The 13,151-nt window shown below is 71.3% G+C and carries 11 protein-coding genes; 9 read left to right on the top strand and 2 right to left on the bottom strand.

Going from position 1 to position 13,151, the window contains the following annotated elements:
• Positions 1 to 6: 6 nt before the first annotated feature.
• From ACIQTP_RS35095 to ACIQTP_RS35055, 9 genes are all read left to right on the top strand, one after another.
• On the top strand, positions 7 to 1,350 hold the full coding sequence (locus ACIQTP_RS35095; protein ID WP_403407617.1) for a ThuA domain-containing protein: 1,344 nt from the start codon (positions 7 to 9) through the stop codon (positions 1,348 to 1,350).
• 123 nt (positions 1,351 to 1,473) lie between these two features.
• Positions 1,474 to 2,607, top strand: coding sequence for an inositol-3-phosphate synthase (locus tag ACIQTP_RS35090; protein ID WP_403407765.1), 1,134 nt, complete (start codon positions 1,474 to 1,476; stop codon positions 2,605 to 2,607).
• On the top strand, positions 2,604 to 3,581 hold the full coding sequence (locus ACIQTP_RS35085) for an SCO3242 family prenyltransferase (RefSeq protein ID WP_403407615.1): 978 nt from the start codon (positions 2,604 to 2,606) through the stop codon (positions 3,579 to 3,581). The genes ACIQTP_RS35090 and ACIQTP_RS35085 overlap by 4 nt, the downstream gene beginning before the upstream one ends.
• Positions 3,578 to 4,579: a sugar phosphate isomerase/epimerase family protein gene (locus ACIQTP_RS35080; protein ID WP_403407614.1), complete on the top strand. Its 1,002-nt coding sequence runs from the start codon at positions 3,578 to 3,580 to the stop codon at positions 4,577 to 4,579. The genes ACIQTP_RS35085 and ACIQTP_RS35080 overlap by 4 nt, the downstream gene beginning before the upstream one ends.
• On the top strand, positions 4,576 to 5,280 hold the full coding sequence (locus ACIQTP_RS35075) for an EboA domain-containing protein (protein ID WP_403407612.1): 705 nt from the start codon (positions 4,576 to 4,578) through the stop codon (positions 5,278 to 5,280). Before ACIQTP_RS35080 ends, ACIQTP_RS35075 begins: the two co-directional genes overlap by 4 nt.
• Positions 5,280 to 6,128 (top strand): TatD family hydrolase, encoded by an 849-nt coding sequence (locus ACIQTP_RS35070; protein ID WP_403407610.1) that lies wholly within the window; start codon positions 5,280 to 5,282, stop codon positions 6,126 to 6,128. Before ACIQTP_RS35075 ends, ACIQTP_RS35070 begins: the two co-directional genes overlap by 1 nt.
• 3 nt (positions 6,129 to 6,131) lie before the next feature.
• A complete protein-coding gene (gene eboE / locus ACIQTP_RS35065) occupies positions 6,132 to 7,301 on the top strand; it encodes a metabolite traffic protein EboE (RefSeq protein WP_403407608.1) in 1,170 nt (389 codons plus the stop codon).
• The gene (locus ACIQTP_RS35060; RefSeq protein ID WP_403407606.1) at positions 7,298 to 8,698 is read left to right on the top strand and encodes a nucleotide pyrophosphatase/phosphodiesterase family protein; all 1,401 of its coding nucleotides are present in this window, start codon (positions 7,298 to 7,300) and stop codon (positions 8,696 to 8,698) included. Before eboE ends, ACIQTP_RS35060 begins: the two co-directional genes overlap by 4 nt.
• 176 nt (positions 8,699 to 8,874) lie before the next feature.
• On the top strand, positions 8,875 to 10,041 hold the full coding sequence (locus tag ACIQTP_RS35055) for a sugar phosphate isomerase/epimerase family protein (protein ID WP_403407603.1): 1,167 nt from the start codon (positions 8,875 to 8,877) through the stop codon (positions 10,039 to 10,041).
• A gap of 120 nt (positions 10,042 to 10,161) precedes the next feature.
• Here the strand turns inward: ACIQTP_RS35055 and ACIQTP_RS35050 are convergent, their stop codons facing one another.
• Together ACIQTP_RS35050 and ACIQTP_RS35045 are read right to left on the bottom strand one after the other, a co-directional pair.
• Positions 10,162 to 11,565, bottom strand: coding sequence for an OFA family MFS transporter (locus ACIQTP_RS35050; protein WP_403407602.1), 1,404 nt, complete (start codon positions 11,563 to 11,565; stop codon positions 10,162 to 10,164).
• Between the two features lies 1 nt (position 11,566).
• Positions 11,567 to 12,955, bottom strand: coding sequence for an OFA family MFS transporter (locus ACIQTP_RS35045; protein WP_403407600.1), 1,389 nt, complete (start codon positions 12,953 to 12,955; stop codon positions 11,567 to 11,569).
• Positions 12,956 to 13,151: the final 196 nt, after the last annotated feature.

Here is a 13,151-nt window from a genome sequence, read left to right as displayed (position 1 = left end):
ACGGTCATGCGCACATCGATACGCATGTTCACCGTGGGTGCCGCTGCCGCCCTGCTCCTCGGCTGCGTGTCGGGACCGGCGGCCTCGAAGGGCGCGGACGGTCCCGACAGGAGCCGGGTCCTGGTCTTCTCGAAGACCGCGGGCTTCCGGCACGACTCGATCCCCGAGGGAATCGCGGCCGTACGGGAGCTCGGGGCCACGGGCGGCTTCGCGGTCGACGCCACGGAGGACGCCGGCGCCTTCACCGCGCGCAACCTGGCGCGGTACGACGCCGTCGTGTTCCTCTCGACGACCGGTGACGTCCTCGACACCACCCAACAGGCCGCCTTCGAGCGGTACATCAAGCGGGGCGGCGGCTATGTGGGCATCCACGCGGCCGCCGACACCGAGTACGACTGGGCCTTCTACGGCGGCCTCGCGGGCGCGTACTTCCAGTCGCACCCCGCGATCCAGCCCGCGACGGTCACCGTCGAGGACCGCTCCCACCCGGCGACCTCGGAGCTCCCGAGATCCTGGGAACGCACGGACGAGTGGTACAACTACCGCTCGAATCCGCGCGACCGGGCCCACGTCCTCGCCTCGCTCGACGAGTCCTCCTACACCGGCGGCACGATGAGCGGCGATCATCCGATCGCCTGGTGCCAGGAGTACCGGGGCGGCCGCGCCTTCTACACCGGGGGCGGCCACACCAAGGAGTCGTACGCGGAACCCGCCTTCCGGCAGCACCTGCTGGGCGGCATCCGGTACGCCATCGGCGCCGCACAGGCCGACTGCCGCCCGGAGAACGGCTACCGGCCGCTCTTCGACGGCACGGCCGAGTCGCTGTCGGCGTGGAAACAGGCGGGCCCGGGCTCGTTCTCGCTGAGCGACGACGGCACGCTGACATCGCACGGCGGCCTGGGCATGCTCTGGTACGCCGGTTCCGAGTTCGGCTCCTACTCGCTGAAGCTGGACTGGCGGGTGGCCGGGGACGACAACTCCGGAGTGTTCGTCGGGTTTCCGGAGTCCGACGACCCCTGGTCGGCCGTCGACAACGGCTACGAGATCCAGATCGACGCGACCGACGCCCCCGACCGCACCACCGGGGCCGTGTACAGCTTCCAGTCCGCCGACCTGAAGAAGCGCGACCGCGCGCTGAACCCGCCGGGGGAGTGGAACACGTACGAGATCCGCGTGGAGGGCGAGCACCTCCGCGTCTGGCTCAACGGCGTGAAGATCAACGATTTCACCAACACCGATCCGGTACGAAGCCTGCGCGACGGACACATCGGCCTGCAGAACCACGGAGCCGACGACCAGGTGTCCTTCCGCGACGTCCGGATCAAGGAACTGCCCACGAAGGGCGACTGACCGGCGGCGGGCGGGGGACGCCGGACCCCCGCCCGCCGTCTCGCCCCCCACGCTTCTTTCTCCTCTCTTCTCCCCTCTCTCCTGTGTGGCTGACGTACGACAAGGAGGCTGCCCATGTCACCCATGCCCGCGTCCCTTTCCGAACCTCGGGTGGGGGTGTGGCTGATCGGAGCCCGCGGCTCCGTCGCCACCACCGTCATCGCGGGCTGCGCGGCCCTCACCGCCGGCCTGCACCCCCCGACGGGCATGGTCACCGAGACATCCCTCTTCGCCGAGTGCGGCCTGCCCACCCTGTCCTCCCTCGTCTTCGGCGGCCACGACACCGTGGACTGCCCACTGCCGAAACGGGCCGAGGCCCTGGCCGCCGGTGGTGTGCTGCCACCCGGCCTCCCCTCGGCGATCGCGGCCGAACTGGAGGCCGCCGACGCGGAGATCCGCCCCGGCGGCCCCGCCCCCGGCGACACACGGGACGAGTCGGAGCTCGTGGACGCCTTCGCGGCCGACCTGCGCGACTTCGTACGACGACGGGGCCTGACCCGGGCGGTCGTGCTCAACGTGGCCTCCACCGAACCCGCACCCGTGGGCTCCGCCCTGCCCCCGAGCTCGCTGTACGCGGCGGCAGCGCTGGCGGCCCGCTGCCCCTACGTGAACTTCACCCCGTCCACCGGCCTGCACCACCCGGCGCTGGCCTCGGCGGCACGCGCCGCCCGCCTCCCGTACGCCGGCCGCGACGGCAAGACGGGCCAGACCCTGCTGCGGTCGGTGCTCGGCCCGATGTTCGCGCAGCGCGCACTGGCGGTCCGCGCCTGGTCCGGCACCAACCTGCTCGGCGGCGGCGACGGCGCCTCCCTCGCCGACCCGGCCGCCGCCGCGGCCAAGAACACCGGCAAGGAACGGGTCCTCGCGGACACCCTGGGCGGCGCCCCGCAGGGCGAGGTGCACATCGACGACGTACCGGCCCTCGGCGACTGGAAGACCGCCTGGGACCACATCGCCTTCGACGGCTTCCTCGGCACCCGGATGATCCTCCAGACCACCTGGCAGGGCTGCGACTCCGCACTGGCGGCGCCCCTGATCCTCGACCTCGCGCGCCTGGTGTCCCGCGCGCACGAGGCCGGTCTCTCGGGCCCCCTGAGCGAACTCGGCTTCTACTTCAAGGACCCGGTGGGCGACGGGCCCGCGGCGCTGGGTGAGCAGTACGCGGCGCTGGCGGGGCTCGCGCAACGCCTCCGCGCACTCCCCGGGGAGACCCGATGACGCCGCGCTCGCCCAGGCCGGACCGACCGACCACGACGAGGTCGCCGCAGAGCCCTCGAGTGAGTACGACGGCCAGGGTTGGCGCCAGGGCCGGTGCCAGGGCCTGGGCCGAACTTCTCCGCCTGCCCGCCCTGTTCACCGTCCCGGGCGACGCCCTCGCCGGCGCCGCCACCACCGGCACCCGGCCCAGCCCCCGCACCCTGCTCGCCATCGCCTCCTCCCTCTGTCTGTACGAGGCGGGCATGGCCCTCAACGACTGGGCCGACCAGACCGAGGACGCCCTCGAACGCCCACACCGCCCGCTGCCCTCCGGACGCGTCCGACCGTCCGCGGCCCTCGCAGCCGCAGGCGCCCTCACGGCGGCGGGCCTGGCCCTGGCAGCACGCGCCGGACGCCCCGCCCTCGCCGTCGCGGCCCCCCTCGCCGTCACCGTCTGGGCGTACGACCTCGCGCTCAAGCGAACCCCCGCCGGGCCGGCGGCGATGGCCACCGCGCGCGGCCTGGACTTGCTCCTCGGCGCGACGGCCACCGGCGGCAGCGCCCGCCCCGCCCTGCCCGCCGCCCTGACCCTGGCCACCCACACCCTCGCGGTGACCACGGTGTCCCGCGGCGAGACCCGGGGTGGTGCCCCGCTCGCACCGCTCGCCGCGCTCACCACGACGGGCACGCTCGCCTGGAGGTTGACGAGGACCCCGGGGGCCTCGGGCGCGGTCCCCTCCCGGCACCCCGCCGCGGACGCCCTGCGCACCGCCCTCGCCGCCGCCTTCGTCACCACCTCGGGCCGCCCTCTCCTCCACGCCACCCTCAACCCCTCACCCCCGCTCACCCAGCGAGCCGTGAGCGGCGGAATCCGCGCCATGATCCCCCTCCAGGCCGCCCTCGCGGCCCGCTCCGGCGCCCCCGCGTCCGCCCTCCTCACGGCCGCCCTCGCCCCGGCGGCCCGCAGATTCGCGAGGAAGGTGAGCGTCACATGACCCCGGCACCCCACCGCACGAGCCCCCGGCCGCGTGCCACGAACACCCACCCCCTGCGCTTCGGCTACGGCACCAACGGCCTCGCCGACCTCCGCCTCGACGACGCCCTCGGCCTCCTCGCGGACCTCGGCTACGACGGCGTCGGCCTGACCCTCGACCATATGCACCTGGATCCTCTGGCCCCGGACGTCGCCGCCCGCACCCGGAAGGTGGCCCGCAGGCTGGACACCCTCGGACTCGGCGTCACCGTCGAAACCGGTGCCCGCTATGTCCTCGACCCGCGCCGCAAGCACGGCCCCTCGCTCCTCGACCCGGACCCGGCCGACCGGTTCCGCCGCGTCGACCTCCTCATCCGCGCCGTCCGGATCGCCGCCGACCTCGGCGCCCACGCCGTCCACTGCTTCAGCGGCGTGCTCCCGGCCGGCGTGCTCCCGGCCAACCCGGCCGACACGGCCAACCTGGCCAACCCGGCCGACACGGCCAACCCAACTGTCACGGCCGACACAGCCGAGGACACCGCCTGGAAGCGCCTCGCCGAGGCACTCACCCCCGTGCTGGACGCGGCCACCCACGCCGGCATCCCGCTCGCCGTCGAACCCGAACCCGGCCATCTCCTCGCCACCCTCGCCGACTTCCACCACCTCCGCCGCATCCTCGGCGACCCGCCCGCCCTCGGCCTCACCCTCGACATCGGCCACTGCCAGTGCCTGGAACCCCTGCCGCCCGCCGACTGCGTCCGTGCCGCCGCCCCCTGGCTGCGGCACGTCCAGATCGAGGACATGCGCCGCGGCCACCACGAACACCTCCCTTTCGGGGACGGGGAGATCGACTTCCCGCCCGTACTCGAAGCCCTGGCAGCCACCGGCTACCAGGCGCTGACCGTCGTCGAACTGCCCCGCCACTCCCACGCGGGCCCCCACTTCGCCGCACAGTCCCTCCCGTTCCTCCACCGCGCGGCCCGGGCGATCCCCGCAGGCGCCGAAGGGAGCACCTCGTGAACCACCACCCGCACGCACCCCACGGCAGCACGGCGAGCCACCCGGCCGAACCCGCCCTCGCCGTCCTGCGCACCCGCCTGAACACCTCCCTCGCCCCGGCCGCCCGCGCCTGGCTGGACCAGGCCCTCGACGAGGCCGCCGACCACCCCGGCACCCACGGACCCATCTCCGTCTGGGAGTTGCGCATCGCCGAGGCGGGCCGCCGCTGCGGCGCCGAGCACGCCGACGCCGCCCGCGTGCTCCTCCTGCACGCCGCCCGCGCCGACCCGGACGCACTCGCCCGCGTCTACCGGCAGGGCACGGCCGCCGAACGCCGGGCCGTCCTGCACGCCCTGCCCCACCTCGTGCCCGGCCCCGACGCGCTGCCCCTCGTCGAGGACGCTCTGCGCACCAACGACACCCGGCTCGTCGCCGCCGCCCTCGGCCCGTACGCCGCCCGCCACCTGGACGCCCACACCTGGCGGCACGCCGTCCTCAAGTGCCTGTTCACCGGCGTGCCCGTGGACGTCGTAGCCGACCTGGCGCCGCGCGCCCACGCGGACGCCGAACTCGCCCGGATGCTCGGCGACTACGCGCGCGAACGCACCGCCGCGGACCGTCCCGTCCCCGAGGACCTGTACCGCGTCCTGGCCCTGACCGAGCCCACCGCCGCCCCCGCAGGCCCGTGCGGTACCTCCCGCACATCCGGCAAGGAGTCCTGATGCGCATCTTCGACCCCCACATCCACATGACGTCACGGACCACCGACGACTACGAGGCCATGCACACCACCGGTGTCCGCGCCCTCGTCGAGCCCTCCTTCTGGCTCGGCCAGCCCCGCACCTCGGTCGCCTCCTTCCTCGACTACTTCGACTCCCTCCTCGGCTGGGAACCCTTCCGCGCCGCCCAGTACGGCATCGCCCACCACTGCGCGCTCGCCCTCAACCCCAAGGAGGCGAACGACCCCCGCTGCGTCCCCGTCCTCGGCGAACTGCCCCGCTATCTCGTCAAGGACCAGGTCGTGGCCGTGGGCGAGATCGGCTACGACTCGATGACGCCCGCCGAGGACACCGCCCTCGCCGCCCAGCTGCAACTCGCCGCCGACCACGAGCTCCCCGCGCTCGTCCACACCCCGCACCGCGACAAACAGGCCGGCCTGCGCCGCACCCTCGACGTCGTCCGGGAGTCCGCGCTGTCCCCGGACCGCGTCCTGGTCGACCACCTCAACGAGAACACCGTCAAGGAGGCCAAGGACAGCGGCTGCTGGCTGGGCTTCTCCGTCTATCCCGACACCAAGATGGACGAGGAACGCATGGTCGCCGTCCTGACGGAGTACGGGCCGGAGCGTGTACTCGTCAACTCGGCCGCGGACTGGGGCAGAAGCGACCCCCTCAAGACCCGCCGCGTCGCCGACGCCCTGCTGGCCGCCGGGTTCACCGACGACGACGTCGACCGGGTGCTGTGGCGCAACCCCGTCGCCTTCTACGGCCTCAGCGGACGGCTGAACCTCGATGTCACCACCCCCGACGTCACCCACGAAGGCAACTCCATCCTGCGTGGCGGGGAGTGAGCGATGCGCTTCCGCCACCCCGACGGCTCCACCGTCCACCTCGCCTACTGCACCAACGTCCACCCGGCCGAAACCCTCGACGGCGTTCTCGACCAACTCCGCGACCACTGCGAACCCGTCCGCCGCCGCCTCGGCCGCGACCGCCTCGGTATCGGCCTGTGGCTGGCCAGGGACGCCGCGCACGCCCTCGTCACCGATCCCGCCGCGCTGCGCGGCCTGCGCACCGCACTCGAACGCCGCGGCCTCGAAGTCGTCACCCTCAACGGCTTCCCCTATGAAGGCTTCGGCGCCGAAGAGGTCAAGTACCGCGTCTACCAGCCTGACTGGGCCGACCCCGAACGCCTCGCCCACACCACCGACCTGGCCCGAGTCCTCGCCCAGCTCCTGCCCGACGACGTCACCGAAGGCAGCATCTCCACCCTGCCCCTCGGCTGGCGCACCGCATACGACCAGGAGCGGGCGACGGCAGCGCACACCGCGCTGACCACGCTCGCCGAACGCCTCGACGCCCTCCACGAACTCACCGGCCGCTCCCTGCGCATCGGCCTGGAACCGGAACCCGGCTGCACCGTCGAGACCACCCGCGACGCCCTCGCCCCACTCACCGCGATCGGTCACGACCGCATCGGCATCTGCGTCGACACCTGCCACCTCGCCACCTCCTTCGAAGACCCGCACACCGCCCTGGACGCGCTCACACAGGCCCGCGTCCCCATCGTCAAATCCCAGCTCTCAGCCGCCCTGCACGCCGAACACCCCCATCTCCCCGATGTCCGCGCCGCCCTCTCGGCCTTCGACGAACCCCGCTTCCTGCACCAGACCCGCACCCTCACCGCCGCGGGCCTGCGCGGCACAGACGACCTCGGCGAGGCCCTCGCCGGTGACGCCCTGCCCGACGCCTCCCCGTGGCGCGCCCACTTCCACGTCCCGCTGCACGCGGCCCCCGCCGCACCCCTCACCTCCACCCTCCCCGTCCTGCGGGCCGCACTGACCCGCCTCGTCGGCGGCCCGCACCCCCTCACCCACCACCTGGAGGTCGAGACCTACACCTGGCAGGCCCTCCCGCCGGAGCTGCGCCCCCGTGCCCGCGCCCAGCTCGCCGACGGCATCGCCGCCGAACTCACCCTCGCCCGGGACCTGTTGACGGACCTCGGCCTCAAGGAGCTGCCGTGACCCCACCACCACAGGAGCCGGCCGGCCCCACTCCTCTCCTCGTCCTCGACGTCGTCGGCCTCACCCCCCGTCTCCTCGACCACATGCCCCACCTCAAGGCCCTCGGCCAATCCGGCTTCCGCGCCCCGCTCGGCACCGTCCTGCCCGCCGTCACCTGCGCCGCCCAGTCCACCTTCCTCACCGGCACCCACCCGTCCGAGCACGGCATCGTCGGCAACGGCTGGTACTTCCGCGAGCTCGGCGACGTACTGCTGTGGCGGCAGCACAACGGCCTGGTGTCCGGCGACAAGCTGTGGGACGCCGCCCGCCGCGCGCATCCCGGCTACACGGTCGCCAATATCTGCTGGTGGTACGCCATGGGCGCCGACACCGACATCACCGTCACTCCCCGTCCCGTCTACTACGCCGACGGCCGCAAGGAACCCGACTGCTACACCCGGCCCCCGGCCCTGCACGACGAACTCACCGAGAAATTCGGCACGTTCCCCCTGTTCCACTTCTGGGGGCCCGGCGCCGACCTCGTCTCCAGCCGCTGGATCATCGACGCGACCCGCCACATCAACCGCACCCGCCGACCGGACCTGACCCTCTGCTACCTCCCTCACCTCGACTACGACCTCCAGCGCTTCGGCCCCGACGACCCGCGCTCCTTCCAGGCGGCCGCCGACCTCGATACGGCCATGGCCCCCCTCCTCGACGACGCGAGGGCGGAAGGCCGCACCGTCGTCGCGCTCTCCGAGTACGGCATCACCCGCGCGGACCGCCCCGTCGACATCAACCGCGCCCTGCGCCGCGCCGGACTCCTCGAAGTGCACACACAGGACGGCATGGAGTACCTCGACCCGATGGCCTCCCGAGCCTTCGCGGTCGCCGACCACCAGATCGCCCATGTCTATGTGCGCCGCCCCGAGGACCTGGAGGCCACCAAGGCAGCCCTCGCCGACCTGCCCGGCGTCGAGCGGCTCCTCGACGACGAGGGCAAGAAGATCCACCACCTCGACCATCCGCGCTCCGGCGAACTCGTCGCCGTCGCGGAGCCGGACGCCTGGTTCACGTACTACTACTGGCTCGACGACGCCCGCGCGCCCGACTTCGCGCAACTCGTCGAGATCCACCGCAAACCCGGCTACGACCCGGTCGAACTCTTCATGGATCCCCTCGATCCCTACGTCAAGGTGAAGGCGGCCACGGCACTGGCGCGCAAGAAGCTCGGCCTGCGCTACCGCATGGCGGTCGTGCCGCTGGACCCCTCACCTATTCGCGGCAGCCATGGCCGCCTTCCCACGAGCGACGACGAAGGTCCGCTCCTCATCTGCTCCACCCCCCACACCGCTCCCGGCCGCATCGCGGCCACCGAAGTGAAATCCCTGCTGCTCGATCTGGCCGGCCTCGCATGACGAGGCCGTAGGAGCCACGACAACCCGTCACGACCCGTCACGAGCAACTACGGAAAGTGAAGCACGCGCCACTGACAACGCGTCCGGCTAGCCCTTCGCACGCCTCTGACCTGCGCACGAGCAGCAGACCACCCGGCATCCGACACCGCCGCACACCGATCCGAAAGAGAGAAACCGTGACCGCGTTCAACGACGAATCCGCCACCGGCGACGCCCTGCGCCGCACGCTCGGCATCAACCGCCGCCGTTTCCTCAGCACCTGCACCGCCGCCGCGACCGCGGCGATCGCCGCACCCGTCCTCGGCGCCGCGCCAGCCCTCGCCCAGGACCGGGGCAGAGACCACGGCCACGACCACGGCGGTGACGTCCTCGTCCCCGCGAACAAGCGCGGCATCATCCTCTACACCGTCCGGGACGCCACGGGCCGCGACCCGCTCGCCACCGACCTGCCCTCCGGTTTCCGCGAGGTCTTCAGGCAACTCTCGCGCTTCGGCTACCGGCAGGTGGAGTTCGCCGGATACGGCCAGCACGCCAACGCTCCCGGCGGCGCGAGCCTGGAGTCCGTACAGGGCGCGAAGCTGCTGCGTTCCTGGCTCGACGAGTACGGGCTGCGGGCGCAGGGCAACCACGGCTTCATACCCCCGTCCTGGCCCCTCACCACGGCCGACCTGGACACCTTCAAGAAGCACCTGGAGATCGCCAACATCCTCGGCATGGCGCACATGGGCACCGGTGGCGACCCCACCGGCAGCGCCTACCGCGCCGACTGGGACGTGGCAGGCGACAAGTGGAACGCGCTCGGCGAGATCGCCCGCCGCGAGGGCCTCAAGCTGTACACCCACAACCACGACGCGGCGTACGGCTTCCTGCTCGACGGAGGCCCGCTGGACGCCCAGGGCAACCCGACCCGCAGCTCCGGCATCCGCAAGCTCGAGTACTTCCTGAAGATCACCGACCCGAAGGTGGTCTGGCTGGAGATGGACATCTTCTGGGCGCACGTGGCCCAGTACAAGTTCCACACGTACACGGCCCACGACGGTTCCACCCGGGAGAAGGTGTTCGATCCCGCCGGCCTCGTCGTCCGCAACAACAAGCGCTACCCGCTCTTCCACGCCAAGGACGGCGTCGTCAACACGACGAACGGCATGGGCTACGACATGGTGCCGTTCGGCACCGGCGTCATCGACTACACCACGTTCTTCTCGCGTGTCGGTGACCGGAACTACCACAACCCGATGGTCGAGCAGGACAACGCCCCGAGCGCCACGGATCCCGGGCAGTCACTCACGCACGCGAAGATCGGCTACGGCAACCTCGCGGCCCTCCGCGAGCGGCGTCACTAGCATCGCGGCTGCGCACCTGCACCGGGCGGCCCTTCCCACAACGTGCCACGTGGGGAGGGCCGCCCGATCCGTGCTCCGTGCCGGTAAGAGGACCTCTCGATCCGTTGGCCGGAAGACCTCTCAGCTCGCGGGTTGCGGTTGGGGGGTGCGCACCTCGCTGTCGCGCCCCGGCTGCTTCAGCAGCAACGCGATCGCCGCCGCCAGCATCGAGATACCGCCGGCCAGCGCGTACGCGCCGTTGTAGCCCCAGGCCGCGACCACCATCGAGCCGAGACCGCCGCCGAACAGACCGCTGATCAGCTTGCCGCTGTACACCAGGCCGTAGTTGGTGGCGTTGTAGTTCTCGCCGAAGTAGTCCGGGGTCAGCGCCGCGAACATCGGGTAGAACGCGCCGCCGCCGAACCCGGAGAGGAAGGCGAAGAACAGGAACAGCCACTCGCTCTTGACGTCACCGGCCCAGATCACGCCGAACTGCGCGAGCCCCAGCACGACGATGACGAACACCAGGGTCAGCTTGCGGCCCCAGGTGTCGGACAGCCAGCCCACCACCGCCCGGCCGATCCCGTTGATGACGGCCATGATGCCCATCGAGGACGCCGCCACCAGCGGGCCGAAGCCCACCTCCTTGGCGAAGTCGACCTGGAAGGAGATCCCGAAGATCGACACGCCCGCGGTCATGACCAGCGTGATCCACATCAGGGGCAGCACACCCGTCCTGACGGCCTCCTTGGGCGTGTACTGCTTCACCGCGGGAGGGTTCTTGGCGAGGGCGGCGGAAGTCTTGCTGTTGCCGCCGTACGTCAGCGGGTCGATGTCCGCGGGCCACCAGTTCTTCGGCGGGTCCTTGAAGAAGAACGCGCAGGACAGCACGACGATCATCACGTAGCAGCCGATGAGGTCCAGGACGCGGTGGTAGTTCCCGGTGTCGAACGCGTAGTTGAAGATGAAGATGAATGGCAGGGAGCCGTACGCGAAGCCGCCGTTGACGAATCCGGTCCGCCCGCCCCGACGTTCGGGGAACCACTTGCCGACCATGTTGATGCAGGTCGCGTACACCAGGCCGGAGCCGAGGCCGCCGATGACGCCGAAGCCCAGGATGGCCAGGAGTACGTTGCTCAGGTGCGAGAGGGCGAGGAAGCCGATCACACACATGACCGCGCCTACGTACATGGCCCTGCGGGCGGTGAGGAGGCCCCGCTCCCGCAGCCAGCCCGCAGGGAAGGCGATGCCGGCCTGGAAGAAGACCCAGACGCTCAATATCCAGAAGGTGTTGCTCTGCGTCCAGCCGTGGGCGTGGGACAGGGTGTCCTCGGCCGAGCCGTACGCGTATTCGAAGACGCTGATGGCCATCATGGCGATCCATGGCAGATACACCATGAACTTGCGGGAGTGGCCCAGGATGTCGCGGTCCGTCTCACCGATCCGGTAGATGCGGCCCCGGGCGTCGGTGACTTCGCGGTACGAGCCATTCGAGGCGCCGGCGTTGGCCGAAGCGCCCTGGGTGGCGATGGGTTCTGTCGTCATGTCACGCCATCTCCTCGCCGAGCGGTTGCGGGTTGGGGACGATGCTCCGGGCCTTCGGCCGGCCCGGTGATTTGAGGAACAGCGCCAGCACGGCGGAGGCGAGGCCGATGGAGCCCGCGAGCACGAAGGCCCCGTGGTAGTCCCACGCGCCGACGACGACCGCGCCCATGCCCGAGCCCACGAGCCCCGAGATCAGCTTCGAGCTGTAGACCATTCCGTAGTTGGACGCGTTGTTGTTCTCGCCGAAGTAGTCCGCCGTCATGGCCGCGAACAGCGGGAAGATCGCCCCGCCGCCGAATCCGGAGACCATGGAGCAGAACAGGAAGAACGGCATGCTGCCCATCTGGCCGGAGACCAGCACCCCGAACTGGGCGGAGCCCAGCACCAGACAGACGATGATCAGTGTGTTGCGGCGTCCGAAGCGGTCGGAGATCCAGCCGATCACGCCGCGACCCGTGCCGTTGACGATCGCCTTCAGGGACATCGCGGTGGCCACGATCCCGCCCGCGAACCCCATGTCCTTGCCGAACGGCACCTGGAAGGCGATACCGAAGATGTTGATCCCGGCGGTGCACAGCAGACAGAACCACATCATCCAGAGAACGGGCGTACGGGCGGCCTCCTTGGGGGTGTACTGCTTCACCGCCGGCGGGTTCTTCTCCAGCGCCCGGCGAATCCTCGGGTCGTCGGACACCTTCAGCGGGTCCACGTGCGCGGGCCACCAGCCCTTGGGCGGGTCCTTGAAGAACCAGCCCGCGAAGGCGACCACGGCACAGCAGGACAGGCCCACCGCCACCAGGACGCCCTGGTAGTTCCCGAGGTCCATGTACGAGGTGAACAGGAAGACGAAGGGCACCGAGCCGTAGGCGAAACCGCCGTTGACCAGGCCCGTCTTGCCGCCCTTGCGCTCCGGATACCACTTGCCGACCATGTTCACGCAGGTCGCGTAGACCAGGCCTGCGCCGATGCCGCTGAACATGCCGAAACCGATGTACGCGACGGTCACATGCGGCGCGAACGCGAGCGAGAGGTACCCCAGGACGGTGCCCAGCGCGCCGAGCATCATGGCGTGCCGCGCGGGCAGCCGTCCGCTCTCACGCAGTTGCCCGGCAGGGAAGGCGACGGCGGCCTGGAAGAATATCCAGACGCCCATCAGCCAGAAGATGTGCCCGCTGCCCCAGAGATGGGCGTCGTGCAGGGTGTCCTCGGCGGAGGTGAACGCGTACTCCGAGGAGCTGATGCCCAGCATCCCCATCCAGGGGAAGAGCACCATGGTCCAGCGTGGTCGCCCCATGATGTCCCGATCGGTCTCACCGATGCGGTACAGGCGGCCGTTGCGATCCGTCACCTCCCTGTAGGGGACGGATGTCGATAGGTCGGTGGTTGTCATGTCGGTTCAGCACCCCTTGCGTCGAAAGATCTGGCCAGCGCCCCCTGTCCAAATGCCTTTCGTGTGCGCACGGGTCCTGGGGGGGGGCGCCCCCCCCCCCCGGGCCCCCCCCCCGGGGGGCCCCCAGCCCCCCCCCCCCCCACCCGGCCCCCCCCCCCCCCCCGCGTAAAAGCGCCGCGCCCCCCCCCCCCCGTCT

This window comes from Streptomyces sp. NPDC090798 (genome assembly GCF_044768965.1).
Classification (GTDB): domain Bacteria; phylum Actinomycetota; class Actinomycetes; order Streptomycetales; family Streptomycetaceae; genus Streptomyces.
This window is presented reverse-complemented; position numbering and strand designations above follow the sequence as displayed.